At 51.5% G+C, this 22,900-nt stretch carries 27 protein-coding genes; 24 read left to right on the top strand and 3 right to left on the bottom strand.

Translation table 11 applies throughout. The annotated features are described in order from the left end of the window. The first annotated feature begins 29 nt into the window (after positions 1-29). From IPG80_RS15175 to IPG80_RS15075, 21 genes are all read left to right on the top strand, one after another. Positions 30-488, top strand: a complete 459-nt coding sequence (locus IPG80_RS15175) for a DUF2269 family protein (RefSeq protein WP_345108274.1) — start codon at positions 30-32, stop codon at positions 486-488. Between the two features lie 4 nt (positions 489-492). Then, entirely contained in the window at positions 493-879 is a 387-nt protein-coding gene (locus tag IPG80_RS15170) for a DUF4345 domain-containing protein (RefSeq protein WP_345108271.1), read from the top strand. Positions 880-900: 21 nt separating this feature from the next. Next, entirely contained in the window at positions 901-3,018 is a 2,118-nt protein-coding gene (locus IPG80_RS15165) for an NAD(P)/FAD-dependent oxidoreductase (protein WP_345108268.1), read from the top strand. Between the two features lie 21 nt (positions 3,019-3,039). Further along, entirely contained in the window at positions 3,040-4,089 is a 1,050-nt protein-coding gene (locus IPG80_RS15160) for an SCP2 sterol-binding domain-containing protein (protein WP_345108265.1), read from the top strand. 119 nt (positions 4,090-4,208) lie between these two features. After that, positions 4,209-4,760 (top strand): PadR family transcriptional regulator, encoded by a 552-nt coding sequence (locus tag IPG80_RS15155; RefSeq protein ID WP_345108262.1) that lies wholly within the window; start codon positions 4,209-4,211, stop codon positions 4,758-4,760. A 28-nt stretch (positions 4,761-4,788) separates the two neighbouring features. Then, positions 4,789-5,481, top strand: a complete 693-nt coding sequence (locus IPG80_RS15150; RefSeq protein WP_345108259.1) for a CPBP family intramembrane glutamic endopeptidase — start codon at positions 4,789-4,791, stop codon at positions 5,479-5,481. A 1-nt stretch (position 5,482) separates the two neighbouring features. After that, positions 5,483-6,187, top strand: a complete 705-nt coding sequence (locus IPG80_RS15145) for a CPBP family intramembrane glutamic endopeptidase (RefSeq protein ID WP_345108257.1) — start codon at positions 5,483-5,485, stop codon at positions 6,185-6,187. Positions 6,188-6,244: 57 nt separating this feature from the next. Then, positions 6,245-6,724, top strand: coding sequence for a hypothetical protein (locus IPG80_RS15140; protein ID WP_345108254.1), 480 nt, complete (start codon positions 6,245-6,247; stop codon positions 6,722-6,724). Between the two features lie 106 nt (positions 6,725-6,830). After that, positions 6,831-7,685, top strand: a complete 855-nt coding sequence (locus tag IPG80_RS15135; protein WP_345108252.1) for a MerR family transcriptional regulator — start codon at positions 6,831-6,833, stop codon at positions 7,683-7,685. A 45-nt stretch (positions 7,686-7,730) separates the two neighbouring features. Further along, the gene (locus IPG80_RS15130) at positions 7,731-8,114 is read left to right on the top strand and encodes an MBL fold metallo-hydrolase (RefSeq protein ID WP_345108250.1); all 384 of its coding nucleotides are present in this window, start codon (positions 7,731-7,733) and stop codon (positions 8,112-8,114) included. Beyond that, entirely contained in the window at positions 8,111-8,398 is a 288-nt protein-coding gene (locus tag IPG80_RS15125; RefSeq protein ID WP_345108247.1) for an MBL fold metallo-hydrolase, read from the top strand. Before IPG80_RS15130 ends, IPG80_RS15125 begins: the two co-directional genes overlap by 4 nt. Positions 8,399-8,560: 162 nt before the next feature. Further along, on the top strand, positions 8,561-9,430 hold the full coding sequence (locus tag IPG80_RS15120) for an NAD(P)H-binding protein (protein WP_345108245.1): 870 nt from the start codon (positions 8,561-8,563) through the stop codon (positions 9,428-9,430). A gap of 24 nt (positions 9,431-9,454) precedes the next feature. Next, on the top strand, positions 9,455-9,883 hold the full coding sequence (locus IPG80_RS15115; RefSeq protein ID WP_345108244.1) for an Rrf2 family transcriptional regulator: 429 nt from the start codon (positions 9,455-9,457) through the stop codon (positions 9,881-9,883). Positions 9,884-9,955: 72 nt separating this feature from the next. Next, on the top strand, positions 9,956-10,336 hold the full coding sequence (locus IPG80_RS15110) for a hypothetical protein (protein ID WP_345108242.1): 381 nt from the start codon (positions 9,956-9,958) through the stop codon (positions 10,334-10,336). A gap of 65 nt (positions 10,337-10,401) precedes the next feature. Beyond that, the gene (locus tag IPG80_RS15105) at positions 10,402-10,968 is read left to right on the top strand and encodes a hypothetical protein (protein WP_345108241.1); all 567 of its coding nucleotides are present in this window, start codon (positions 10,402-10,404) and stop codon (positions 10,966-10,968) included. Next, positions 10,965-11,573, top strand: a complete 609-nt coding sequence (locus IPG80_RS15100) for a class I SAM-dependent methyltransferase (protein ID WP_345108239.1) — start codon at positions 10,965-10,967, stop codon at positions 11,571-11,573. Before IPG80_RS15105 ends, IPG80_RS15100 begins: the two co-directional genes overlap by 4 nt. Before the next feature lie 52 nt (positions 11,574-11,625). Beyond that, the gene (locus IPG80_RS15095; protein WP_345108237.1) at positions 11,626-12,405 is read left to right on the top strand and encodes an MBL fold metallo-hydrolase; all 780 of its coding nucleotides are present in this window, start codon (positions 11,626-11,628) and stop codon (positions 12,403-12,405) included. Between the two features lie 101 nt (positions 12,406-12,506). Beyond that, positions 12,507-13,094 (top strand): TetR/AcrR family transcriptional regulator, encoded by a 588-nt coding sequence (locus IPG80_RS15090; RefSeq protein ID WP_345108235.1) that lies wholly within the window; start codon positions 12,507-12,509, stop codon positions 13,092-13,094. Beyond that, the gene (locus IPG80_RS15085) at positions 13,091-14,164 is read left to right on the top strand and encodes an SDR family NAD(P)-dependent oxidoreductase (RefSeq protein WP_345108234.1); all 1,074 of its coding nucleotides are present in this window, start codon (positions 13,091-13,093) and stop codon (positions 14,162-14,164) included. Before IPG80_RS15090 ends, IPG80_RS15085 begins: the two co-directional genes overlap by 4 nt. A gap of 1 nt (position 14,165) precedes the next feature. Next, positions 14,166-15,392 carry a nucleotide disphospho-sugar-binding domain-containing protein gene (locus IPG80_RS15080; RefSeq protein ID WP_345108233.1) on the top strand — a complete coding sequence of 409 codons (1,227 nt, stop codon included), beginning with the start codon at positions 14,166-14,168 and terminating at the stop codon, positions 15,390-15,392. 17 nt (positions 15,393-15,409) lie between these two features. Beyond that, a complete protein-coding gene (locus IPG80_RS15075) occupies positions 15,410-16,000 on the top strand; it encodes a hypothetical protein (protein ID WP_345108232.1) in 591 nt (196 codons plus the stop codon). Positions 16,001-16,032: 32 nt separating this feature from the next. Here the strand turns inward: IPG80_RS15075 and glpK are convergent, their stop codons facing one another. Together glpK and katG are read right to left on the bottom strand one after the other, a co-directional pair. Continuing rightward, on the bottom strand, positions 16,033-17,520 hold the full coding sequence (gene glpK, locus IPG80_RS15070) for a glycerol kinase GlpK (RefSeq protein WP_345108231.1): 1,488 nt from the start codon (positions 17,518-17,520) through the stop codon (positions 16,033-16,035). Positions 17,521-17,622: 102 nt separating this feature from the next. Continuing rightward, positions 17,623-19,818, bottom strand: coding sequence for a catalase/peroxidase HPI (gene katG / locus IPG80_RS15065; RefSeq protein WP_345108229.1), 2,196 nt, complete (start codon positions 19,816-19,818; stop codon positions 17,623-17,625). 133 nt (positions 19,819-19,951) lie between these two features. Between katG and IPG80_RS15060 the strand changes: the two genes are divergently transcribed. After that, a complete protein-coding gene (locus IPG80_RS15060) occupies positions 19,952-20,836 on the top strand; it encodes a LysR family transcriptional regulator (protein ID WP_345108227.1) in 885 nt (294 codons plus the stop codon). A 1-nt stretch (position 20,837) separates the two neighbouring features. On the opposite strand, the gene fmt is transcribed toward IPG80_RS15060, so the two are convergent. Continuing rightward, positions 20,838-21,749 (bottom strand): methionyl-tRNA formyltransferase, encoded by a 912-nt coding sequence (gene fmt / locus IPG80_RS15055; RefSeq protein ID WP_345108225.1) that lies wholly within the window; start codon positions 21,747-21,749, stop codon positions 20,838-20,840. Between the two features lie 186 nt (positions 21,750-21,935). Between fmt and IPG80_RS15050 the strand changes: the two genes are divergently transcribed. Beyond that, the gene (locus tag IPG80_RS15050; RefSeq protein WP_345108223.1) at positions 21,936-22,244 is read left to right on the top strand and encodes a hypothetical protein; all 309 of its coding nucleotides are present in this window, start codon (positions 21,936-21,938) and stop codon (positions 22,242-22,244) included. A 124-nt stretch (positions 22,245-22,368) separates the two neighbouring features. Further along, positions 22,369-22,812, top strand: coding sequence for a DUF4870 domain-containing protein (locus IPG80_RS15045; RefSeq protein ID WP_345108221.1), 444 nt, complete (start codon positions 22,369-22,371; stop codon positions 22,810-22,812). Positions 22,813-22,900: the final 88 nt, after the last annotated feature.

Here is a 22,900-nt window from a genome sequence, read left to right as displayed (position 1 = left end):
AACATAATTTAATTACAAGGAGATAAACCATGCTTTATACAATCGCCAAATGGATTCATATTCTTAGCGCCATCATTTCACTCGGCGCAAACCTGACCTACTTTCCCTGGTTCATGACCGTGCCAAAGAGCCGCGAGACACTGGTCTTCACCCTCAAAACGATTCGCCTGCTCGACAACTGGATCGCCAACCCTGCTTATATTCTGGCATACATCACCGGTGAGATCATGATGCGTGTGGGCGGGCAAATTCACTACTCCACATCCTGGATGACAGTGGCGCTCATTTTATACGCGATCATTTCAGTGCTGGGGCTTTTCGTATACGCTCCCCTGCTCAAGAAACAGCAGCAACTTGCCGAAACCAAAGGCGCAGACGACCCAGTCTATCAGCGTGTGTCGCGCAACGGAATTGTATTGGGAACGGTCATTGTCCTGATCACCATTGGCATTACCTTCTTGATGGTGGCAAAACCACACTTTTGGTAAATAGATGACTCGCAAACTACTTCAATCTTTTCTTGTTGTACTAGGGCTCATCCCTATACTCACAGGCATGCTCACCATGTTGGGAATCCACGACCCGATACTATCAAGCCTGAACCTGCCTGCCTCAGCCTTATTGGACAGCGAACTGCGCTTCTTTGGCGGACTTTGGCTGGGTCTCGGTCTGACAGTGTTAGCCACCGTGAGAAATCTCGAAAGACATTTTGAACTGTATCGCGTGCTTTGGCTCATGATCTTTCTTGGCGGTGTGGGGCGGTTGCTTTCCATATTCGTTATCGGCTTGCCGCCTGTTCCATTCATTGCCTTCACTATGCTGGAAATCATAGGTGCACCTTTGTTCCTATATTGGCATTGGCTGCTAGTAAAACAATAGTTATTTGGAAAAGGAAAAAATATGTCTGAAAAATTCGATGTCGTTGTGATCGGCGCGGGTCTGGGAGGGCTGAGCGCCGCGGGGTATCTCGCAAAAGCGGGGAGGAAGGTCCTGGTGTTGGAGCATCATGCCGTGCCTGGTGGATATGCTCATGAATTTCGGCGCGGAAAGTATCGCTTTGAGGTGGCGCTGCATGCATTGGATGGCGCCGCACCCGGCGGGTGGGCATACCCCGCCTTGAAGGAACTGAATGTTCTGGAGCAGGTTTCATTCAAACGCATGGATCCATTTTATACTGCTCATTTTCCCAAACATGAAATCAACGCACATGCCGATATTGTGCAATATGAAGCCGAGCTGGTGAAGAATTTTCCGCATGAGCGCAAAGGGATCCACGCCCTGATCGCCGACATGTTGGAAACCTTCTGGCAGGTTCGCCGCTTTGGCGCCGAAGGTGAAGCGGGGATTCGCCCGCCGGTAAAGCAAATGCCGGTCGAATATCCAAAAATGCTCGCTGCCATGTCTATCAGTTGGGATGAATACATGAGTCAGTTCATTCAGGACGCAGAATTGAAAACAGTGTTCAGCACACTGTGGGGCTATTATGGACTTTCACCTGAGAAACTGAATGCCGCCGCTTTCATCTTTCCCTGGGGCAGTTATCATCTTTCTGGTGCATACTTTCCACAGGGCGGCAGCATGGCGATCAGCCGCGCGCTCGAAGCCACGCTCAAAAAGTTCGGGGGTGAGATTCGCTATCGCCAAACGGTGAACCGCATCGAGGTCCGCGATGGACGCGCTGTGGCAGTGGAAACTGAAAAAGGGCTGCGGATCGAAGCCGACGTGATCATCAGCAATGCCAACGCGCCCGATACACTTCTCAAGTTCATTGGACGCGAACACCTGCCCGCTGAGTATGTCCAAAAAGTAGAGGCAGGGAAACCATCCATTTCCAACCTTGTCATTTACCTGGGCTTGGATTGTGACCTGCGTGCGGAAGGCTGGCAGCATCACGAAATGTTCTGGTCTGATGGGTACGATATTAAAGCGGACTATGAAGCCAGTATCAAAGGTGATTTTAGCAAGACAGGGATGGGCATTACATATTATGACCTTACAGACCCTGGCTGTGCGCCGGAAGGCGGCTCGATCCTCAACATTCTCTCGCTTGCCGATTGGAACTCGGATAACCAATGGGGTACCGGTGGTAATTTGGAAAATTACAGCGATAACCCTCAATACAACGAGATCAAAAATGCCGCCGCCGATATGTTGATCGACCGCGTGGAAAAAGTAATCCCTAATTTGCGCAAACATATCAAATACATGGAAGTCGGAACCCCCATAACCAACTGGCGTTACAGCCGTAACACCGGCGGCGCCATCTATGGCAGCGAGCAAAGCGTGGACAATATGTATTTCAACCGTTTGCAAGCAAAAACACCCGTTCAAAACCTTTTCCTCACAGGCGCGTGGACGTTTGCAGGCGGCATGAGTGCAGCGATGATGTCTGGACGGGAAACCTCCAGAATTGTGCTAGGCTACCTAGACGGACACCCAGCAGTATTGATGACCTCACCACAAGTTATGCTCGATGAACAGGCTGAATTGAGCAGCAATCAAGCACCCGCGAAAAGCGTGACACCTCAAAAGACAGATGTACCACTTACCAACTACCAACTCCCTGTAATCAAAACCATCGGCTCCAATCTTGAAATAGACCTGAACGCCATCGGCAAACCTGCTGTCCTGTTATTCCACACGCAAGAAACCGCCGAAGGAGCCGCCGTGGTCAATAGTTCTTTGCGTGCTCAAGATGAATACAAAAACTGCGACTCGCTTTTTATTGCCAATATTGTAGACCTGCATAGCGTTCCAAAACTGTTTAGAGGGTTCGCAGAAAAAGCCATGAAAGAAAGCTACGAAAAAGCCGCAGCTTCCCTGCCGCCAAACGTTGACCCTGCCTCCATGGTTCTGATTCTTCCCGACTGGGACGGGAGTGTGACCAAAACTTTTGGCTTGAAAGATACCAACAAAACCGCTGCGATTGCTGTGTTGGATCCCGTCGGAAATCTGGTCGGCGTTTATCAAGGCGAATCTGCCGAAGTCAATGCGCTGGCGTTGCTGAAGAAAGTGTAAAGCAAGAGTAAGGAATCTCGCATGAACATTCCCAAGAACCTAAACCTACGCCAAACTCTTGAAGGCATGACGTTGACCTTCGACGCGAATGCCATTCCCAATCTCAAGGCGACCATCCAATTTGACGTCAGCGGAAAAGAAGCGGGCGTCTATCATCTCCGCATTGAAAACGGCGAATGCTATTTTCACGATGGCGCCGCCCAAGACCCGACCCTGACGGTCATCACCCCGTCGGAAGTGTGGATGAAGATCAGCCACGGCGAGATGACAGGCTACGAAGCGCTCATGCAGGAATTGTTCACCGCCACAGGTGATCTGGAATTGCTGATGAAAATGGATTCGCTCTTCAAGAAAGCCAGTGAAGTCACCTATGAAGCGCCCGCCTCCCAACGTCCTGCTGGACCCATCTCCCTGCCCGGCATGGCGTGGCTAACGGTTGCCTTCATCCCGTGGATCATCCACTGGAGCACATTCGACATTCCAAAGGTCAGTCATTGGATCAGCGTTGGTCTTCCGCTGTTTCTTTCCGCGCTGATCGTGACGTATCGTTTTATCTTCAGCCGCCCCAATTCCCAATCACCAATTACCAATTACCAATCTCCCACCTTTATGGAATGGGGCGGACTTGGTTTCTTCATCATCTCCGCAGGGCTGGCGCTATTTGAAACGCCCTACGGCAAAGCGGGCATCTCCGTCTGTTGGGATGTCCACCGCCTGTGGATCATCCGCGAGTTGGCACGCTCTGGCGCGCAGATCATCCTCCTGCCCATGGACAACGACTTCAACGGCACACGCACCTTCCCACCCTTCCATGCCGCCGATATGGTCTTCCGCGCCGTTGAAAATCGCCTCGCCTTCGGGGAAGCCGCGGTCAGCGGACTTTCAATGGTGGTCGATCCATACGGCAGAATCACCGCCGAAGGCAAGATCAACGAACGCGGCGTGACCGTCGGCGAGACCTTTGTGGTCGAAGGTCAAACCCTCTACACCCGCTTCGGCGATTGGTTCGGCTGGACAATGGTTGCCTCGCTAATCGGGTTGGTCGCAGTGAGCTTGCTCAAGAAAAAATAAGAGTTTTTCCGCTCAAAATAGCAAAAGTGACTGTCGTTTACAAATTGACAGTCACTTTTTATTGACAAAACTTGATATACAAATTATTATATATAAAGATTTATATATCAGGAGATGAAATGCTCAAATACGCCCTGCTCGGCTTGCTCCAATACAACCCCTCCACGGGGTACGACCTCAAACAGTTCATGGATACCTCCACAGCCAACTTCTGGCACGCCAAACTCAGCCAGATTTACATCACGCTCAAGGCGCTGGAAAAAGAGGGGCTGGTCACTTCGGATGTGCAGGAGCAGACCAGTCGTCCCGACCGACGCGTGTACACCCTCACTGAGCAAGGCACACAGGAATTGGACAAATGGCTGCAAGACACCCACTCGGAACTTCCCCAACTCAAAGACCCGTTCCTGCTCAAGTTGTTTTTCTGCGCCCGCCTCGACAAGGAAACCCTGCTGACCCAGTTGAAACTCCAGCGTGACCTTCACCAAAAATTATTGAACGAATATAGAACTGACACCAAAGCCACCATTCAAAATGTGCGCGAAAACGTGCCGCAGTTGAAGAAAGACGCTCTGTTCTGGGGACTGACCCTGCGCTCGGGCGAGTTGATTGAAGAAGCCACAATCCGCTGGCTGGATGAAGCCATCGAAACTATCAACAAGGAAATCTAAACATGAAAGAAAATAAATCCCGTCTCTGGTGGACTCTGCTCGCCGCGCCGCTTCTCGCGCTGGTCTTGATATCCTCGCTTCCGTTTATTTCGGCTTCGTCACGCAGGGCAAAGACCCCGCAGCGATTCCTCAACTCGTGGCGGACTCCACGCCCTATCAATTGGTGGCGCTGCAAATCTGGCTGCTCCTCGTCCTGATGAAAACCATGAAACGCGAAGGTCTCTCTTGGAAAGACATCGGCTGGAAACTGCAAGACGGTCAGCAACTCTGGCGTGAAATTCTCATCGGCGCCATCCCTGGCGTGGTCATTGCCCTGCTTTACTTTTTCGTCCTCACCCCCGTCCTCGTCAGCCTGCAAAACATTTGGGATTACGTCCCCGCAGGCTCCGTGCTCACCGCCCTCGGCGCGTCGCTCATCCCCTTCGCCATCGCGGACGTGCTCTTCGCGCCCTTCGTCGAAGAAAGTATTTATCGCGGCTACGGCTTGACTCGTCTACTTGGAAAATTCAGCCAGCCCGCCGCCATCGCGCTTTCGGTTTTCTTCTTTGGCATTCTGCATTGGACGGGCGGCTTCTGGTACATCGTGTTGGTGGGACTTGTCGCAGGTGTGCCCTTTGCTTATCTGCGTGTCACGCGCAAAAATGTCATTGCGCCATTCGCCGCACACTTGGCATTGAACCTGCTCGAGACGATTTTCATCATCATCGGAATCGGTGGCTAACATGACGCCGCTTCTTACCGCCCTGATAATTGGTCTCGCCGCCGCAGGCATTTTCGCCCTTCGACCTGTCACTGCCAAAATCAAAACCGTGTTCCACTCCAATCCAGTGGTCAACACGCAAATCAAATTTCAATCCCTGCAATTGGTGTTGACCGCCATTGTTCTACTGCTCGTCTATTTTCTCAACCCTGAAAACTTCATGCGCTTCTTCCGCGTGGGAGATGTCAACGCACACATCAGCAAAATTGGGTGGCTCGGCGTCACAGGCAATGAGACCTGGCTGGAGATTGCCCTCACGCTTGGGTTGTATATCACCCTCGGCACAGCCATCTTCATGTTCTTCCAGTTGAAAAAAGCAGGCGTGGACTATCGCTACTTTTTGTTCAGCCTGCTCTGGTCAATTCCATTTTCGATGGCGAACGCTTTTTCAGAAGAAGCCATCTTCAGAATCGGAATCGTCTCGCCGCTGTATGGAATTTTCTCAATATCCGTCATCATCCTCATCTCAGGCATTGTCTTCGGCGCACCACATTATTTCGGAATGCCCAGCGGCGTGGTCGGCGCATTGATGGCGGGATTCCTCGGCTGGCTGTTGGCGATGAGCCTCGTTGAAACGCAGGGACTTCTCATCGCGTGGGCAATTCACTTCGCGCAGGATGTAGTCATCATCACTTCGATGATTTTGATGAGCAGGAAAAATAGTTAAGTCATTGTTAACCCATTCTGCAATCCTTGCAGATAGAATCTGCAAAAGGAGACAGCCATGACTCACTTGACCCAAACCGAAGACAAAATCGAAATCACCGAGACCATGTCCACGGGAATACGGATATTCCTCTTCCTGATGGGATTACTCCCCTGGCTGGCTCCGTATGAGTTTTTCATCAAACGGCAGTGGAGTGAGTTCTCGTTCGTGATGATTTTCTTCGTTCTCATTTCGCTGGGAGCCATCGCCGTCAGTTTGGGGTTCATCGGCGCGGCGATTTTCGGCATGAATCAAACCACCACCTTCGACCTGAAACATCAGACTATCACCCACCGCTACGAAACCGCGGTCAACGCCCTGCGGACAAAACGCTACACCTTCCGCGATATTACCAAAAGCGAAGTCCGCGAACACGACTGGGACTCGGGTCCACGCACCTACAGCCTGGAAATTTACTTCAAAGACGGTCACAAAATCCTGTGCGGAAATTTCTCCTCCCGACCAGAAGCAGAAGACGTTCAAATAAAAATCTGCTAGCCTCACAAAATTTAATGCAGGCAACTGCTTTTTTATGTTTATACAACGCCAACTGGTCGAGGTAGAACTTGACTCTCCCCCTGTGTAAGAGTTTATACTTTACTTCATGCTAAAAATCGGTGACTTCTCACAACTGGCGCAGGTATCTGTCCGCGCTTTGCGGATTTACGATGAGATGGGTTTGCTCAAGCCCGTTCACGTCGATAGATTTACAGGCTATCGCTATTACGAAGCCGAACAACTCCCCCGCCTCAACCGTATCATCGCGTTGAAGGATCTGGGACTCACCCTCGACCAGATCGCGCAACTGCTTAAGGATGATCTATCCGCCGAGCAGTTGCGCGGCATGTTGATGATGAAGCAGGCAGATTTGGAACAGGAACTCAAAGAGGGGAAATTGCGCCTCATGCGGGTGGCGGCGCGCCTGCGGCAGATCGAACGCGAGGGAACGGTCTCGCCGTACGAAGTGACTGTGAAGGAAGTCCGCCCGCTGATGGTTGTTTCGGCGCGAATTTCACTCGCCACGCTGGATGAAATTATCCACGTCCGCTGCGGGATGTATGACTCTGTCTATCGCTGGCTCGACGAGAATCAGGTCACACCGCTGGAGCCTGAACTGGCAATCTATGACAACGTTGAATATGTCGAAACGGACATCAACATGGAGGTGGCTGCTATCGTGGAAGAAAAGGTCTGGGAAAACAGAAGCAGGCTCAAGGTCCAGATGGGAGGCGTGGAATTTCATCAACTACCTGCGGTGACAGAAATGGCTTCCGTCATCCATCATGGAAAATTACTCGAAGTCGGTGATGCGATTGGGGCTTTGTTCCAGTGGGTTGGTGAAAACGGTTACGAGGCAAATGGCGCGTATCGCGAATTACATTTGTTCGGACGCGAGCTCACCTGCGAAGATGAAGATAATGTGACGGTGGAAATGCAACTTCCCTTCTGCAAACCTTGACTCTGACGTTGGGGAAGACTGTATAAACGGGGGCAAGGAGACAGAATGATTCAAATTGCAAAAGATGTTTTTCAAATTCCAGTCACGCCGCGCCAGATGATTAATGCTTATCTGGTCGGCTCCACATTAATTGATGCAGGTATCAAGTTTTCGGGGCGCACCATTTTACGTCAGCTTGGCGACCATAAGTTGACCGCGCACGCGTTGACTCACGCGCATCCCGACCATCAGGGCGCAAGCGCAGAGTTATGCAAAAAGTTGGGGATTCCGTTTTGGGTGGGAGAAAAGGATAAGCCTGAGGCGGAAAGCGGCTTGGTGGTCAGCACAATGCCAAACCCCAAACACCCAGTTGCCGTTTTGGAAAAAAAATTCATGGCAGGACCTGGTCACCCCTGTGGATCATGTTTTGCGGGAAGACGACAAGGTTGAAGGACTTTATCGTTATTGAAACGCCGGGACATTCGGCGGGGCATATTTGTTTTTGGCGCGAACATGACGGCGTATTGATAGCAGGCGATGTGCTGCGCAATATCAACTTCTTCACCACCCTGCCAGAGTTTGATGAGCCGCTCACCGTGTTCACAACTGATTCTGAAGAAAACCGCAAGTCCATCAAAAAGATCGCCGCACTCAAGCCGCAGGTGATTTGCTTTGGGCATGGTCCTGTCATTCGGAGCGCGGAACGGATTCAAGAATTTGCAAACAGGCTTTAGAAACTTAGAAATGAATCTTTGTTTTTTGTAAAAAAATCTCTCACCACAGAGACCACGAAGACCACGGAGATTTTTAAAAGATTTTCTCAGTGGACTCTGTGCGCTCTGTGGTTAAATCTTTTTCGGCTTGTCTGAGTTAGATAATTCAGTTGAAAGGAAATTATGACAATTACCAACAAAACAATTCTCATCATCGGCGGGACGGGTATGCTCGGCAAACCCGTTGCCCAGCAACTCAAAGCGGACGGATTCAATGTCCGCTTGTTGGCACGCAATCCTGAAAAGGCGCAAAGGCTTTTAGGCGCTGGATATGAAATCGTCAAAGGCGATGTGGATAACGCTGCCGCATTGAAAGAAGCGCTGACTGGCGTGGATGGAGTTCACATCAGTTTGAAGGGTGGTCCCACCGAAGCGGACTTTGACCGCATGGATCATCTCGCCACGCGCGACATCGCCAATGCCGCAAAGGAGATGAATGTTGGGCGGGTGACGATTCTTTCGGCGTATGCCGTCAGCGAGGAAAAGGCTGATACGCCAGAGAGCAGGTCAAAGGTTAAGGGCGAAGCGGCACTTAAATCCAGCGGCGTGCCGTACACCATCTTCCGCGCTTCGTGGTTCATGGAGACGCTTCCGCTCTTCGTACAAGGCAAAAGCATTTCACTGATCGGGAATCTACCTCACCCACTGCATTGGATCGCAGCCGAAGATTATGCGCGCATGGTTTCGAAGAGTTATCAAACAGATGAAACCCTGAACAAGGAACTTTATATTTTTGGACCTGAAGCCTACACGATGGGCGAGGCGATGAAAATCTACGCAGACCATACAGGCGTGAAGGTTGCGCCGATGTCCACACAAATGCTCGCCGCGCTGGGCGCGCTCACCTTCAACGCTGAATGGAAAGGCATGGCGGTGCTGATGAAGCATTACGAGAACTGGGGTGAAGACGGTTCGCCCGAGGAAGCCAATCGGTTGCTCGGAGCACCGCGAGTGACGCTGCATGAATGGTTAAAAACCTTGACAAATCAATAAACTAAATATAAACTATATTTAGTTATGAGTTATTCACTCTCGTTCGCCCAAGCCATATTCGTCGTCCTCTTTGTTGGGGACAAGGTCGCGCAGAATTATTTCGACTTTGTCCCGACAAAGGAAATTTCGACCTCCCTTAATATTCCCAGCCCATCGGCGGTGAAGATCCTGGGCAACCTGGCGAATGCGGGAATCATCGAGACGCGCGAAGGCTCACGGGGTGGCGTTCGATTGGCAAAGCCAGCCAAAGAGATCACCCTGCTGGATGTGTTCAATGCCCTCGAAGCAGGCAAGCCTATGTTTCGGCAGGATCATCAATTGCGGGTCACGGGCAAAAAGCCCACCCGAGCGCAACAATCTGTCAATGCTGTGCTTACCGACGCCGAAGAAGGCATGAAATCACGCCTTGCGAAAACCACCATTGCCAATCTCATGGCAAGTTTGAACCAATAATCTTTTTTTTTGTAAATAACTATATATTCAATATATATAGTTTATAAATAAAATCAACCAAGGAGAACCACCATGAAATTGAAAGTTTTATTACGCCTCATCGGAGTTGTGCAATTAATTCTCGGAGCCTTCTATCTGTTCCTGCCGCTGCAATTTTTGTCAATGCAGGGACTCTCGACCCCCGGTGCAGACAACGCCTATCCACTCGGAATGCTTGCCGCCCGCTTTCTGGCGTATGGCATTGGCATGTTGGTCATTGCCCGCGACCCTGAAAAACATCTATTTTGGATTAATAACATGATTCTGATTCAAGCCGTGGACTTGGCTGTGGGAATTTTCTACACCGCAATCGGAACGGTTGCGCTTGCTCATTCTGGTTTCCCCATGTTCAATGCCACGCTGTTCATCATCCTGCTGACGCTGTGGCGCCCAAAAGCAACTGCAAACGCGTAATCATGAAAAGATTTTTGGAGAATGGAATATTTCCATTCTCCAAAAATCAATGAAAGCGACATAAGATGAAACTACTGAATAATTTAAATAAACGCATCCAACAGATTGCCAGTGTCAGGTTGTGGTTGTTACTCACGCTCATTATGTTTGGTCTGGGGTACGCCATGACCTCTTCCATCAGTCCATCGGCGGAACTCATGTCGCTGGCAGGCGGGCGCAATGTGCCCGACACACAATTTTGGCGATCAGCGGATTCCCTGTACAGCCAATTGACAGATTACGGTGCGCACGGGCGTCGTCTCTACCTGACGCGCGTTTCGCCAGTTGACCTTTTTATTCCGCTCGCACAGGCATTGTTTCTATCCGTTGCCATCACACTTCTTTTTCGGCAAGTCTTTCAGCCTGACAGCGCCTGGCAATTATTGAACACACTACCTTTTGCCGCAATGGTCGGAGATTACCTTGAAAACGCAAGCATTGTTTCAATCATCGTAGCATATCCAAATCGGCTGGACGCGCTGGCGCTGGCGGCGGCATTTTTTACAGCCCTTAAATTCATCGCCTCCCTTGCAAGTATTGGTTTGATTATTTTGGGAGTCGTCATCTGGTTGATGAACAAAGGAAAAAAATGATCTCGACACTTTTATTCACCTGGCTGCAAGGCGCGGACTTTTACTTCGACCTTCACAAGCAGGCAGTTGAATCTTTACCCACTGGCAATGGTGAAACCTGGCTGGATCTTGGCAGTGGACCCGGGCTGGTCGCCCGTCTCGCCGCCGAGCGGGGCTACCGCGCTACTGGCATCGACACCGACCCGCAGATGGTCGCCGCCGCCAAACGGATTGCACGGTGGAAACATTCGCCAGCGGAATTTCAAACGGGCGACTTTACCAGCCTTCCAACGGAATCGGCGCAGGTAGTCTCCGCCGCCTCCCTGCTCGCGGTTCTTCCCGACCGTGAAGCGGGTCTGCGTTCCCTTTGGCATTTGCTCCGCCCAGGCGGGACTCTGCTTATCATTGAGCCAACTCGGCAGATGACCAGCGAGAACGTCGCTCACGCCATCCAACATGGACTTCCCCAAAAACGCATCGCGGGTCTGCGCATGTGGGCAAACGCCAGACAGGGAAATATTGTCGATCCATCCATCTATGAGGCGCTTAGCGCGGAATCGATCATCTTTCGACCTCTGTTACATGGTCTAGTGGGAGCATGGTTGATACAAAAAAAGTATGTCTAAAATATCGTTGAGCCGGTACAATCGAATAAACAGAAAAGGTTGAACAAAACAAATGCCAATTCGAATCACCCACATCAGTGCGGCAACAGCGTTGCTTGAGGTCGGTTCACTGCGCCTCCTCACCGACCCGGTCTTTGATCCGCCCGGCGGGAAGTATTACTTCGGCTGGGGCACTGGCTCCACCAAATTAACCGAGCCTTCTGTTTCTATAGAAACTCTTGGAAATATTGATGCAGTTTTACTAAGCCACGACCATCACGACGATAATCTCGACAAAGCCGGGCGTGCCTTTTTGCCCAAAGCCAAACGCGTACTGACCACCACTTCCGGCGAAAAACGTTTGCGCGGCAATGCCGAAGGGATGGCGGATTGGCAAAGCACGATTCTAGAATCTGGGAATACCAAAATCAAAATCACCGCCACGCCCGCCCAACACGGAAATTTGATTGCGCGTCCGTTCGCGGGGCAGACGATTGGCTTCATGCTCGAATGGGAAGGACAACAGAACGGTGCGCTTTACATCACAGGCGACACGATCTACTATCACGGCATTGACGCCGTGGCGGAGCGCTTCAACGTCAGCGTGGCAATGCTGCACTTGGGGCGAGCCAGCTTCCCCATTACAGGACCGATCCGCTTTACGATGGATGCGAAAGATGGCGTGAAAGCCGCGCAGAAGTTAAATCCGCGCACGATCATCCCGATCCATTACGAAGGCTGGAAACATTTTGTTCAGGGCAGGGAATCCATCTCGAAAGAGTTCGAAGCCGCAGGGCTGGGAAGCAAAGTCCGCTGGCTGACGCTGGGAGAGCCAAGTTCCGTCGAAATCTAAGCCCTTGACGAAAATCCCAAATCCGATAAAATAACCGAGTAGACGTTCGGTTATTTTTTTACCCATATAACCGAATATAAATTCAGTTATTACGAGGAAGCATGCCCAAGCCCGATGTCAGCGCCGAGCGTATTCCGCTCATACTCAACTCTGCGATCAAGGTCTTTTCCAAAAAAGGCTTTGAAGCCGCACGCATGGAAGATATCGCCAAGACCGCCAAACTCAGCGTTGGCGGCGTGTATTGGTATTACAAAAGCAAGGAAGAGATCATCATCGCTATCATGGAGCAGTTGATCGACAAGGATGTGAAAGACCTGCGTGCGCTGCTCGAAGCCGAAGGGAGTGTCCGCGCACGGCTGGAAGCATACATCAGTCTGAGCATCGAAGCAGCGCAAGAGTACATCCCCATCACCTACGAGTTGTATTCATTGGCGCACCGCAACGCCAAAGTGAAGAATCACATCCGCGCCTTTTTGCAAACTTATCACAGCGTACTGGAGCAATTCATCCAACAAGGCATTGACCGCAAAGAGTTCAAATCGGCGAACGCCCGCGAAGCCGCGCTGACACTCGCCTCTCTCTATGAAGGCACGCTGGAATTGACCATGCTTGACCCCGAACGAGTGGATGCAAAAAAGACTCTGCTCGGTTCTTTCAAACTTCTCATGAACGGATTTGCAAACAAATGAAACCTGATCTCAAAGATAAAGTCGTGCTCATCACAGGCGCAAACGGCGGGCTTGGCGCTGCCTTTGCACAAGCCTTCGGAGAACAAGGAGCGCAGGTCATTCTGGCAGGTAGAAATCTTCCTGCTTTGCAATCGCTTGCGGACTCGATGCCCGCCTCACCCACCATTCATGCGCTTGAGTTCGACAATTCCGAAAGTCATTTGGCTTTGCGTAAATTCATTTCCGATTCATTTGGCAAAGTAGATATCATCGTCAACGCCATTGGGACAGATACTCGCAAGCCATTGGAAGACCATCAACAAGATGAGATCCATAAACTCCTCAGCGCCAACTTACACGGAGCGATCCTGCTGACCCAAACCTTCCTGCCGCTGATGAAAAACCAAAACGACGGCATGATCGTCCACATTGGCGGGTTCGCCGATGGGCGCCTCGCCTTTCCCTTCTACAGCGTGGATGCCGCCACGCGTGCGGGCATGTTCACCTTCATCGAGTCGGTGAACCGCGAACTCGCGCTCGGAAAAAGCAACGTGCGCATCGGCTACTTCTCTCCCAGCCCCACCGACACCGAAGCGGAGCGTCCGTATCACGCCATCTGGCAGGAAATGGGCGTGAAGATTCTGCCCGTTGAAAAAATCGCCGCCGAGCTTCTCAACATGATCACCAACCGCCGCACAGTTCACATCATGGGCGGGTTCAGCACGCGCCTCTTCGCAAGCATCAACGCCATCTCGCCACGCCTTGCGGATTTCATTCTGCTCAACCGTTACAGCGCTATCCTGAAAAAACATCTCATCGATAAAAATCCCGCGCCTCCTCCACCCGCCGCATGGATGTTCCCACTGGGCATCGGTCTGGTGATTCTCTCCACGTTGTTATATGGCGGCTTGATCGCGCTGCCTTTCTTTTCAATTCCGACCACAACGAAACTCGCCGCCACGCCCGTGCTGATCTTTTTCGGCGAAGCCACCTTCTGGGCTGGCGGCGCGTTGCTCGGCAAAGAAATCGTCACGCGCTACAAACAATATCTCAACCCATGCAATTGGTTTTGCAAACCCAGCGCAGGTTAACATGAAAACCCTCGTCTTCGCACCTGAAACCATCAACATCGCCGAAACCACCCGCATGGTGGAGATCGCCAAAGCCGTGCGTGAACACTTCCACTGCATCTTCTTCGGCTACTCCGACAAGTTCTCGCACCTCATCACCGAAGCAGGCTTTGAATTCAAACGCATGGAACCCTGGCTGACTGACGCCAAGATCGAACATCTCTGGAAGGTGGATAGAGGTGAATCGTTCGCCGACCCATTCACAGTCGAAGAATTGAGGCGGCGCGTGGATGGAGAATCCCGCCTCTTTCTGGACCTCAAGCCTGCCGCCGTCGTCATGGGCTTTACCCTGTCTGTGACCTTGTCTGCCCGCAAGGCAGGCGTGCCGCTGGTGTATGTCATGCCTTTCCCGTTGACACGACCGTTTCTCGAAGCGGGTCTGGCGGAATGGCCCGACATGTTTGACTATGCTTTTTTGCGCATCATTCCCAAGTCCACGCGCGACCGTTGGATCAATGACTGGTTCAAAAGCACCAGGCTGTGGATCCGTCCCTTTGAAAAGTTATCAAAGGAATACGGTATCAAACCCATCCAAAAACTGGTGGACATTTACGAAGGTGATTACAACCTCGTCACCGACATCCCCGATCTGACGGGCGTGAAAGACCTGCCGCAAAATTGGCAATATGTCGGTCCCATCTTCGCGCATCTCAACGGTGATGTGCCGCAGGAAATTTTGAATCTGCCCAAAGACAAACCGCTTGTCTATTGTGCGATGGGAAGTTCTGCCAATCGCGCCATCCTGCGCACCGTGTTGGAAAGTTTCGACGGCGCACCTTACACAGTCATCGCCCCGATGAAAGCGCATTTTGAAAAAGAAAAACTGCGCGTCCCCTCGAACGTTTTGCTCTACGATTGGCTGCCCGCGCACAAGGTCAACCCGCTGGCAGATGTCGCAGTCATTCACGGCGGGCAGGGGACGGTGCAAACCGCCTGCGCTTCAGGCACACCCTTTGTAGGCATCGGCTTGCAACCCGAACAGGAAGCCAACATCGACATGATCGTCCGTCAGGGCAGCGCCATCCGCTTGAGCAAACGGTATTTCACCCGCGAGAAAATTCTCGAGTCGATCGAGTTTTTATTGAAAGATGAAAATGCTCGTCAACGTGCCAAAGAAATACAAGTGCTTTCTCAAAAATGGGATGGGATAAAAAACTCGGCACAATTTTTGATTCAACAGTTTGGATAATTGAATTCAGGAGAATCATGAAAACAAACATCGAGTGGAAATACTCCGGCAAACCGGATGGCTTCTTTGGCACAGGCGCAACACAGGCAGAACAAAATCTCGTCTGGCTGTTTGGCATCCTTTCCACTGCCCTGCTTGGCTGGTATTGGTGGAGTCATGCCATGGACTGGACTTGGTGGCAATACGCCATCGCCCTCTTACTTGCGTTGGATGTGCTGGGCGGCGTGGTCGCCAATTCACTCAACAGCTGCAAACGCTTTTATCACTCCCCCATTCAACCCGAAGAGACGGGCTTTACAGCACTGGCAAAAAACCATTTTGTATTTGCTCTTCTCCACATTCACCCCATCCTCATCGGACTTGTGTTCGGGAACATGAATTTGACCTACGGCATCATCTGGTACGCAACCATGGTCATTTTTTCCACAGGAGTTCAACGCTTGCCGCTTTATCTTCAGCGCCCCGCTGCGATGGGTATCATCATGCTGGCAATATTGATTAACTATTATGTGATTCCACCCATAACGGGTTTCGAGTGGTTCATCCCTGCATTGTTCCTAAAGATCGTGTACGGGCACATTGTGCAAGAGGAATTCTATCGTGCTTAACAGAACAGGACGGTGAAAGTCGTCCTGTTCTGTTATTCGACCCAATCAAAGGTCCGTGTGACCGCTTTCTTCCAACCCGTATATAAGCTCGTGCGGGTCTTTGTATTCATATCCGGCTTCCACTCTTTATCCTGCCCCCAATTCTTTTTCAACTCATCGGTATCTTTCCAAAAACCAACGGCGAGACCAGCCGCATACGCCGCGCCAAGGGCGGTTGTCTCTGCCACCTTCGGGCGCACGACCGGCACGTTCAAAATATCAGACTGGAACTGCATCAGTAATTCATTGAAGACCATGCCGCCGTCCACTTTCAACGAACGGAGCTTTACGCCCGAATCTTTTTCCATGGCGTCGAGCACTTCGCGAGTCTGGTAAGCGGTCGCTTCTAGTGCCGAACGGGCAACATGTCCCTTATTTACATAGCGTGTCATGCCTACGATCACACCACGTGCATCCGACTTCCAATACGGGGCATACAATCCGCTGAACGCCGGGACAAAGTAAATCCCGCCATTATCTTCCACCGTCTTCGCAAGTTCTTCCACATCAGAAGACTTTTCGATCATGCCGAGGTTATCACGCAGCCACTGCACAAGCGCCCCAGAAATGGCAATCGAGCCTTCCAACGCATAGACAGGCTTCTTATCACCGATCTTGTACCCAAGCGTGGTCAATAACCCCGCTTTGCTTTGAACGGGTTTTTCGCCGGTGTTCATCAACATAAAACAACCGGTGCCATAGGTATTCTTGGCTTCACCTGCCTTGAAACAAGTCTGACCAAATAGTGCAGCATGTTGATCGCCCAAGTCTCCTGCCACAGGGACTCCACGCAACGGAGCCCCAGAACCTACATATCCATACACCTCTGAAGATGATTTGATCTCTGGCAGCATCACACGCGGAATGCCCATCTCTTTCAAAATTTCGGCATCCCAATCCAGCGACTTTAGATTCATCAACATCGTGCGCGAAGCGTTGGTCACATCAGTCACATGCTTGCCGGTCAATTTCCAAATGATCCAGGTATCCATATTGCCGAAAAGCAAGTCGCCTTTTTTCGCTTTTTCCTTGGCGCCTTTTACATTATCCAGAATCCACTTGATCTTGGGCCCTGAAAAATACGTAGCCAGCGGCAAGCCGGTCTTTTTTCTAAAGCGGTCCTGCCCGCCCTGTTTGGCAAACTTGGTGATGATCGTATCTGTGCGGGTATCCTGCCAGACGATGGCATTGTAAATTGGCTGCCCCGTATTTTTGTCCCATACGAGTGTCGTCTCACGCTGATTGGTCACCCCAATAGCAGCAATATCTTCAGACGAGAGTCCGCCTTTTGCCAACGCTCCAGCGATTACTTCCTGTGTGCGCTGCCAGATCTCAAGCGCATCATGTTCCACCCAACCTGGCTTGGGGTAAATCTGCTGATGTTCTTTCTGGTCAACCGCAACGATATTTCCACTATGGTCGAAAACGATAAAACGAGTGCTGGTCGTGCCTTGATCGATCGCGCCAACGTATTGAGTCATGAGAGAGCCTCCAGTCTATTAATTGTAAAACAAAAAATCGGAATTGGATTCAATCCTCCAATTCCGATTTCTATTATCAAACTCTAAAATGGCTTTGTGCAGTTATGCAAGATCGAAACGGTCCAGATTCATCACCTTGTTCCAAGCTGCAACAAAATCATGTACAAATTTTTCCTTCGCATCGTCCTGAGCATAGACTTCCGCCAAGGCGCGCAATTGTGAATTGGAACCGAAGACCAGATCCACACGGGAGCCAGTCCAGCGGACTTCGCCAGTCTTGCGGTCATGGGCTTTGAACACTTGAGCATCTTCGTTTTCAGGATGCCACTGCACACCCATATCCGTCAGGTTGACGAAGAAATCGTTGGTAAGTTTGCCGGGCTGTTTGGTGAAGACACCATGCTGCGAGCCGCCAACATTCGCGCCGAGCACACGCAAGCCGCCGACGAGCACGGTCATTTCGGGCGCGCTCAAGGTCAGCAACTGCGCCTTGTCCACCAGCATTTCTTCGGCAGAGACGGAGTAGGTCGTCTTTTGGTAGTTGCGGAAGCCGTCGGCTTCGGGTTCGAGCACAGCGAACGAATCCACATCGGTCTGATCCTGTGAAGCATCTACGCGCCCGGGGGTGAAGGGAACTTCCACATCATATCCAGCAGCTTGCGCCGCTGACTCAACTGCGGCGCAACCACCCAGCACGATCAAATCTGCCAGTGAAACTTTCTTGCCTTTTTTCTGGGCGCTGTTGAAATCCTGCTGAATTGCTTCGAGCGTGGAAAGAACCTTCGCCAGTTGCGCAGGCTGATTCACGTCCCAATCTTTTTGCGGAGCCAGACGAATGCGCGCGCCATTCGCGCCACCGCGCTTGTCTGACCCTCTAAAGGTGGAGGCAGAAGCCCAGGCTGTAGAAACAAGCTCCGACACAGAAAGACCCGCATCCAGAATTTTGGCTTTGAGAGTCGCAACATCCTTCTTCGTCACCAACGGATGATCCACCGCGGGCAACGGGTCCTGCCAGATCAAATCTTCAGTGGGCACTTCTGTGCCGAGGTAGCGGGCTTTGGGTCCCATGTCGCGATGAGTCAACTTGAACCAGGCGCGGGCGAAGGCATCGGCAAAGGCTGCGGGGTTTTCGTGGAAGCGGCGTGAGATCGGTTCGTAGATCGGGTCGAAGCGCAGCGAGAGATCAGCCGTTGTCATCATCGGCGCAAATTTTTTCGAAGGGTCGTGCGCATCGGGGATCATGTGTTCGGGCTTGCAGTTCTTGGGCGTCCACTGCTGTGCGCCAGCCGGGCTTTTGACCAGTTCCCATTCGTAGCCGAAGAGCACATCGAAGTAGCCCATATCCCATTTTGTGGGGTTCGGTTTCCACGCGCCTTCAATGCCGCTGGATGTGGTGTGGAAGCCCTTGCCGCTTTCGAGGCTGTTCTTCCAGCCCAAGCCCATTTCTTCCAGCGGGGCGGCTTCGGGTTCACGTGCAACCAGCGCCGGGTCGCCTGCGCCGTGTGCCTTGCCGAAGGTGTGACCGCCAGCCACAAGCGCAACGGTCTCTTCATCGTTCATGCCCATGCGGGCAAAGGTCTCACGCACATCACGCCCTGAGGCGACCGGGTCTGGGTTGCCGTTGGGTCCTTCGGGGTTGACGTAGATCAGACCCATCTGCACGGCTGCCAGCGGATTTTCGAGGTCGCGTTCACCGCTGTAACGTTTGTCGCCCAGCCAGGTCTCTTCGTTGCCCCAGTAGATATCTTCTTCGGGCTGCCAAATGTCGGCACGTCCGCCGCCGAAGCCGAAGGTTTTGAAACCCATCGACTCGAGCGCGACATTGCCTGCCAAAATCATCAAGTCGGCCCAGGAGAGTTTGTTGCCATATTTCTTTTTGATGGGCCAAAGCAAACGGCGTGATTTATCGAGGTTGATATTGTCGGGCCAGCTATTGACCGGCGCAAAACGTTGATTGCCGGTTCCCCCACCGCCGCGCCCGTCACCCGTGCGATAGGTTCCAGCACTGTGCCACGCCATACGGATCATTAAGCCGCCGTAGTGTCCCCAGTCGGCGGGCCACCACTCTTGCGAGTTGGTCATCAGATTAGACAGATCTTTCTTAACAGCGGCAAGATCCAGTTTTTTGAATTCTTCGGCGTAATTGAAATCTGCACCCATCGGGTTCGAAGCCGGGGCGTGTTGGTGCAAAATGTTCAGGTTGAGTTGATTGGGCCACCAATCACGGTTCGATGTTCCCCGGCTGGCAGAAGTCATACCGGCATGTCCGGTGACAGGGCATTTACTTTCGTCGCTCATTGTTTTTCTCCTTATGTTGATTGAACATAGTAAGGGCTTTCAAATATTCCACCTTCATTGTACAACTCTAACCCATAGATGTAAAATATAGAAACCCTATAAAAGCAATAGAAAGAGCCTATAGCAGAAAATAATGGAAATCCATCAGTTAACCTACTTTGTCGCTGTTGCAGAAACAGGGAGTTTCAGCCGTGCCGCTGAACGCTGTAACATTGCCCAGCCTTCGCTAAGTCAGCAGATCCAAAAATTGGAGCAGGAGTTGGGAGAACCACTTTTCGACCGTCTGCCCCGTAAAGTGGTTCTCACCGATGCCGGGCGTACCTTGCTGCCACGTGCCATCAATATCCTCAGTGACCTGCACGATATTAAACACACCCTTAACCAAAATGCAGACGCCGGTCACGGCTTGTTGAACGTTGGTTTCATCCCCACCATCGCGCCTTTTGTCCTGCCGCGTGCCATCAAACGCTTCAGTGAAGAATTCCCCAATGCCCGCCTCACCGTGCAGGAAGACCTCACCGAAGCGATTGTGCGCAATCTATTGGATGGAAAGCTGGATGTCGGAATCACCAGTATGCCGATCCATCACCGCCTCATCCGTACCGAAGAATTGTTGACCGAACCCTTGCTGGTTGCTTCCTCCAAGCAAAATGACTGCATCACCCGTACAACCATTCATGTTAAAGAGTTGGATGAGTTCCCCTTCATTGCACTCAGTGAAATGCACTGCCTCGGCGAACAGGTGCAATCGTTCTGCCATCGGCAAAACCTGGAATTGAAGATCGTCTGTGATACCTCACAGCTCACCACGGTCAAGAATTGTGTTGAAATTGGGTTGGGTCTTTCCCTCGTCCCCCGTGCGTTGGCGCTCAGCGATACAAGCCAACAGGTTAATTACCGTCCGCTCAACGGAGCCGTGCCGCAGCGTAAAATTGCCGCCGCCACTCACGCCGAGCGGACACAATCTTTCCTTGCCAAAAAATTCATCGAGATCGTGAAAGCAGAATATCCCGCCTGAGTTAATCAAGCCAATTGCGCGCGCCCGCCAAAAAGGATTTGCCATTCATGGGCTTCTTGCCCGGCGGCTGCACTTCATCGAGGATTAAAATCCCGCTTCCCGTCCCAACTGCGGGCTGATTCTGCTCTACAAGCCTTTTGCCTGCCTCGGCCTTCCCCTGCCCCATATGCGCCTTGTGAATCTTGAACGGTGCGCCTTCCCACTCAAACCATGCACCGGGCCACGGATTCATTGCGCGGATGCGGCGATCCAAATCGACAGCAGGTTGGTTAAAATCAAGCAAGCCGTCTTCCTTTTTGAGCATGGGCGCATAGGTTGCACCTTCTTCGGGTTGTGGTTGTGGAGAAAGTTTACCGTCCATGTAGGCGGGCAGGGTTTCAATAAGGAGATCCGCTCCGAGTGTGGCTAAGGCTTCGAAGAGTGAACCCGCTGTATCGTCGGGTTTGATGCGGATACGTTTCATCGCCAGCATGGGACCTGTATCGAGTCCCACATCCATTTTCATGATGGTCACCCCGGTCTCCTCATCCCCCGCCAAAACAGAAGCGTTAATAGGCGCCGCGCCGCGCCAACGTGGCAGCAACGAGGCGTGGACATTGATGCAGCCATACTTAGGGAGTTCAAGGACATCCTTTTTCAAAATCTGTCCGAACGCTGCAACGACGATCAGGTCGGGGTTCCAATCTTGCAATTGCTGCATGGCTTCGGGCTGACGCACTTTTTCCGGCTGGATGACCGGGATGTTCAATTCCTGTGCCAGGGTTTTAACCGGCGGGGCTTTGAGTTCCCGTCCGCGCCCGGAGGCACGGTCTGGCTGAGTAACGACTCCCACGACCTGATAATGCTGTGCAAGCAGGCGCAGGGAGGATAGGGCAAAATCGGGCGAACCCATGAATACAACACGAATAGTCATAAAGTGATTTTATCGCTTGTTTCATTATTATGTAAAGTTTTGAGCGAATTTATGTGAAAAATAAAAGGGATATAAGGTTTTTGTTGAAGACAGTACCATTGGGTGAAATCAGATTGGTTGCATCTTAAGGTGATTGGTTGTAAAATACTGGAAATTCAAAATCAATTCATTTCGGAGGAATAAAACATGTCTCAAGCACCTATGTCTGATATCACCCAGGACGACAAACTGTGGGCGATGCTTAGCTACTTAATACCCGTCGTTGCCATTGTTGTGTTGTTCATGGAAGACAAGAAAGCCCGCCCGTACGTCAAGTTCAGCGCTGTGCAATCCCTTGCAGCAACTGTTGTGATTTCGGTCATTGCGGCGGTCACCTTCGGCTGTGGCGCAGTTCTCGTTTTTGCTCAGCTCTACTGGGCTTACCAGGCGTATCAGGGTCAGGACATCCGCATCCCGGTTGTCACCGATTTCATTCGCAATCAGGGCTGGGCGTAATCCCACCCGCGTTATCAAAAGACCCGCGTTTTAGACGCGGGTCTTTTTTGTTTAAAAAATGCGACCCATCCATGCTTCCTGCGTATTAAGGGTATAAGCAACTTACGAATTCAAGGAGAATAGCATGACCGAACAAATCCCTCAACAATCGCCCGCACCACTCCCTCCACTGACTCCGGAGGAGGAACGTCAATGGGCAATGCTCGCCCATTTGGGTGTGCTGGCAAACCTATTTTCTGGCTTTTTAGGACCGATCGTACCGCTCGCGATCTACATGATCTACAAGGAGCGGTCGCGTTACGTGGCGTATCAATCCATGCAGGCTTTAATCTTCCAGCTAATCTGGTGGGTCGGCGGCGGCGCACTGACAGGCATTGCCTGGGCAATCACCGGAGCGTTGAGTGCTGTGATCATTGGTCTCTTATGCATTCCCTTTGCCTGCGTTATCAGTGCCATGCCGTTGGTTGCCTTGATATATGGAGTGTATGCGGGCATCCAATGTAATCAGGGACAGGATTTTAAATACTGGTTGATCGGTGATTGGTTCCGTAACATACTTACTGATTAGGGTTTATCAAAACAGGAATACCCTTCATGTTCATGAGAAATCAAATAAAGTCCGCATCACTTCGCAGAAACAAAAAAATCCCCTTCAT

This window comes from Candidatus Villigracilis vicinus (assembly GCF_016702885.1).
In the GTDB taxonomy this organism is placed as follows: domain Bacteria; phylum Chloroflexota; class Anaerolineae; order Anaerolineales; family Villigracilaceae; genus Villigracilis; species Villigracilis vicinus.
Note: the sequence above shows the minus strand (reverse complement) of the source record. Positions and strands in the feature narration are given on the sequence as shown.

Coding starts and splice junctions, on each gene's coding strand:
- IPG80_RS15140 (WP_345108254.1), top strand. CDS start 6,245: ATGACTCACTTGACCCAAACCGAAGACAAAATCGAAATCACCGAGACC.
- IPG80_RS15050 (WP_345108223.1), top strand. CDS start 21,936: ATGTCTCAAGCACCTATGTCTGATATCACCCAGGACGACAAACTGTGG.
- IPG80_RS15135 (WP_345108252.1), top strand. CDS start 6,831: ATGCTAAAAATCGGTGACTTCTCACAACTGGCGCAGGTATCTGTCCGC.
- IPG80_RS15145 (WP_345108257.1), top strand. CDS start 5,483: ATGACGCCGCTTCTTACCGCCCTGATAATTGGTCTCGCCGCCGCAGGC.
- IPG80_RS15090 (WP_345108235.1), top strand. CDS start 12,507: ATGCCCAAGCCCGATGTCAGCGCCGAGCGTATTCCGCTCATACTCAAC.
- IPG80_RS15130 (WP_345108250.1), top strand. CDS start 7,731: ATGATTCAAATTGCAAAAGATGTTTTTCAAATTCCAGTCACGCCGCGC.
- IPG80_RS15170 (WP_345108271.1), top strand. CDS start 493: ATGACTCGCAAACTACTTCAATCTTTTCTTGTTGTACTAGGGCTCATC.
- IPG80_RS15075 (WP_345108232.1), top strand. CDS start 15,410: ATGAAAACAAACATCGAGTGGAAATACTCCGGCAAACCGGATGGCTTC.
- fmt (WP_345108225.1), bottom strand. CDS start 21,749: ATGACTATTCGTGTTGTATTCATGGGTTCGCCCGATTTTGCCCTATCC.
- IPG80_RS15175 (WP_345108274.1), top strand. CDS start 30: ATGCTTTATACAATCGCCAAATGGATTCATATTCTTAGCGCCATCATT.
- IPG80_RS15115 (WP_345108244.1), top strand. CDS start 9,455: ATGAGTTATTCACTCTCGTTCGCCCAAGCCATATTCGTCGTCCTCTTT.
- IPG80_RS15080 (WP_345108233.1), top strand. CDS start 14,166: ATGAAAACCCTCGTCTTCGCACCTGAAACCATCAACATCGCCGAAACC.
- IPG80_RS15110 (WP_345108242.1), top strand. CDS start 9,956: ATGAAATTGAAAGTTTTATTACGCCTCATCGGAGTTGTGCAATTAATT.
- IPG80_RS15100 (WP_345108239.1), top strand. CDS start 10,965: ATGATCTCGACACTTTTATTCACCTGGCTGCAAGGCGCGGACTTTTAC.
- IPG80_RS15060 (WP_345108227.1), top strand. CDS start 19,952: ATGGAAATCCATCAGTTAACCTACTTTGTCGCTGTTGCAGAAACAGGG.
- katG (WP_345108229.1), bottom strand. CDS start 19,818: ATGAGCGACGAAAGTAAATGCCCTGTCACCGGACATGCCGGTATGACT.
- IPG80_RS15120 (WP_345108245.1), top strand. CDS start 8,561: ATGACAATTACCAACAAAACAATTCTCATCATCGGCGGGACGGGTATG.
- IPG80_RS15160 (WP_345108265.1), top strand. CDS start 3,040: ATGAACATTCCCAAGAACCTAAACCTACGCCAAACTCTTGAAGGCATG.
- IPG80_RS15095 (WP_345108237.1), top strand. CDS start 11,626: ATGCCAATTCGAATCACCCACATCAGTGCGGCAACAGCGTTGCTTGAG.
- IPG80_RS15085 (WP_345108234.1), top strand. CDS start 13,091: ATGAAACCTGATCTCAAAGATAAAGTCGTGCTCATCACAGGCGCAAAC.
- IPG80_RS15045 (WP_345108221.1), top strand. CDS start 22,369: ATGACCGAACAAATCCCTCAACAATCGCCCGCACCACTCCCTCCACTG.
- IPG80_RS15155 (WP_345108262.1), top strand. CDS start 4,209: ATGCTCAAATACGCCCTGCTCGGCTTGCTCCAATACAACCCCTCCACG.
- IPG80_RS15165 (WP_345108268.1), top strand. CDS start 901: ATGTCTGAAAAATTCGATGTCGTTGTGATCGGCGCGGGTCTGGGAGGG.
- glpK (WP_345108231.1), bottom strand. CDS start 17,520: ATGACTCAATACGTTGGCGCGATCGATCAAGGCACGACCAGCACTCGT.
- IPG80_RS15105 (WP_345108241.1), top strand. CDS start 10,402: ATGAAACTACTGAATAATTTAAATAAACGCATCCAACAGATTGCCAGT.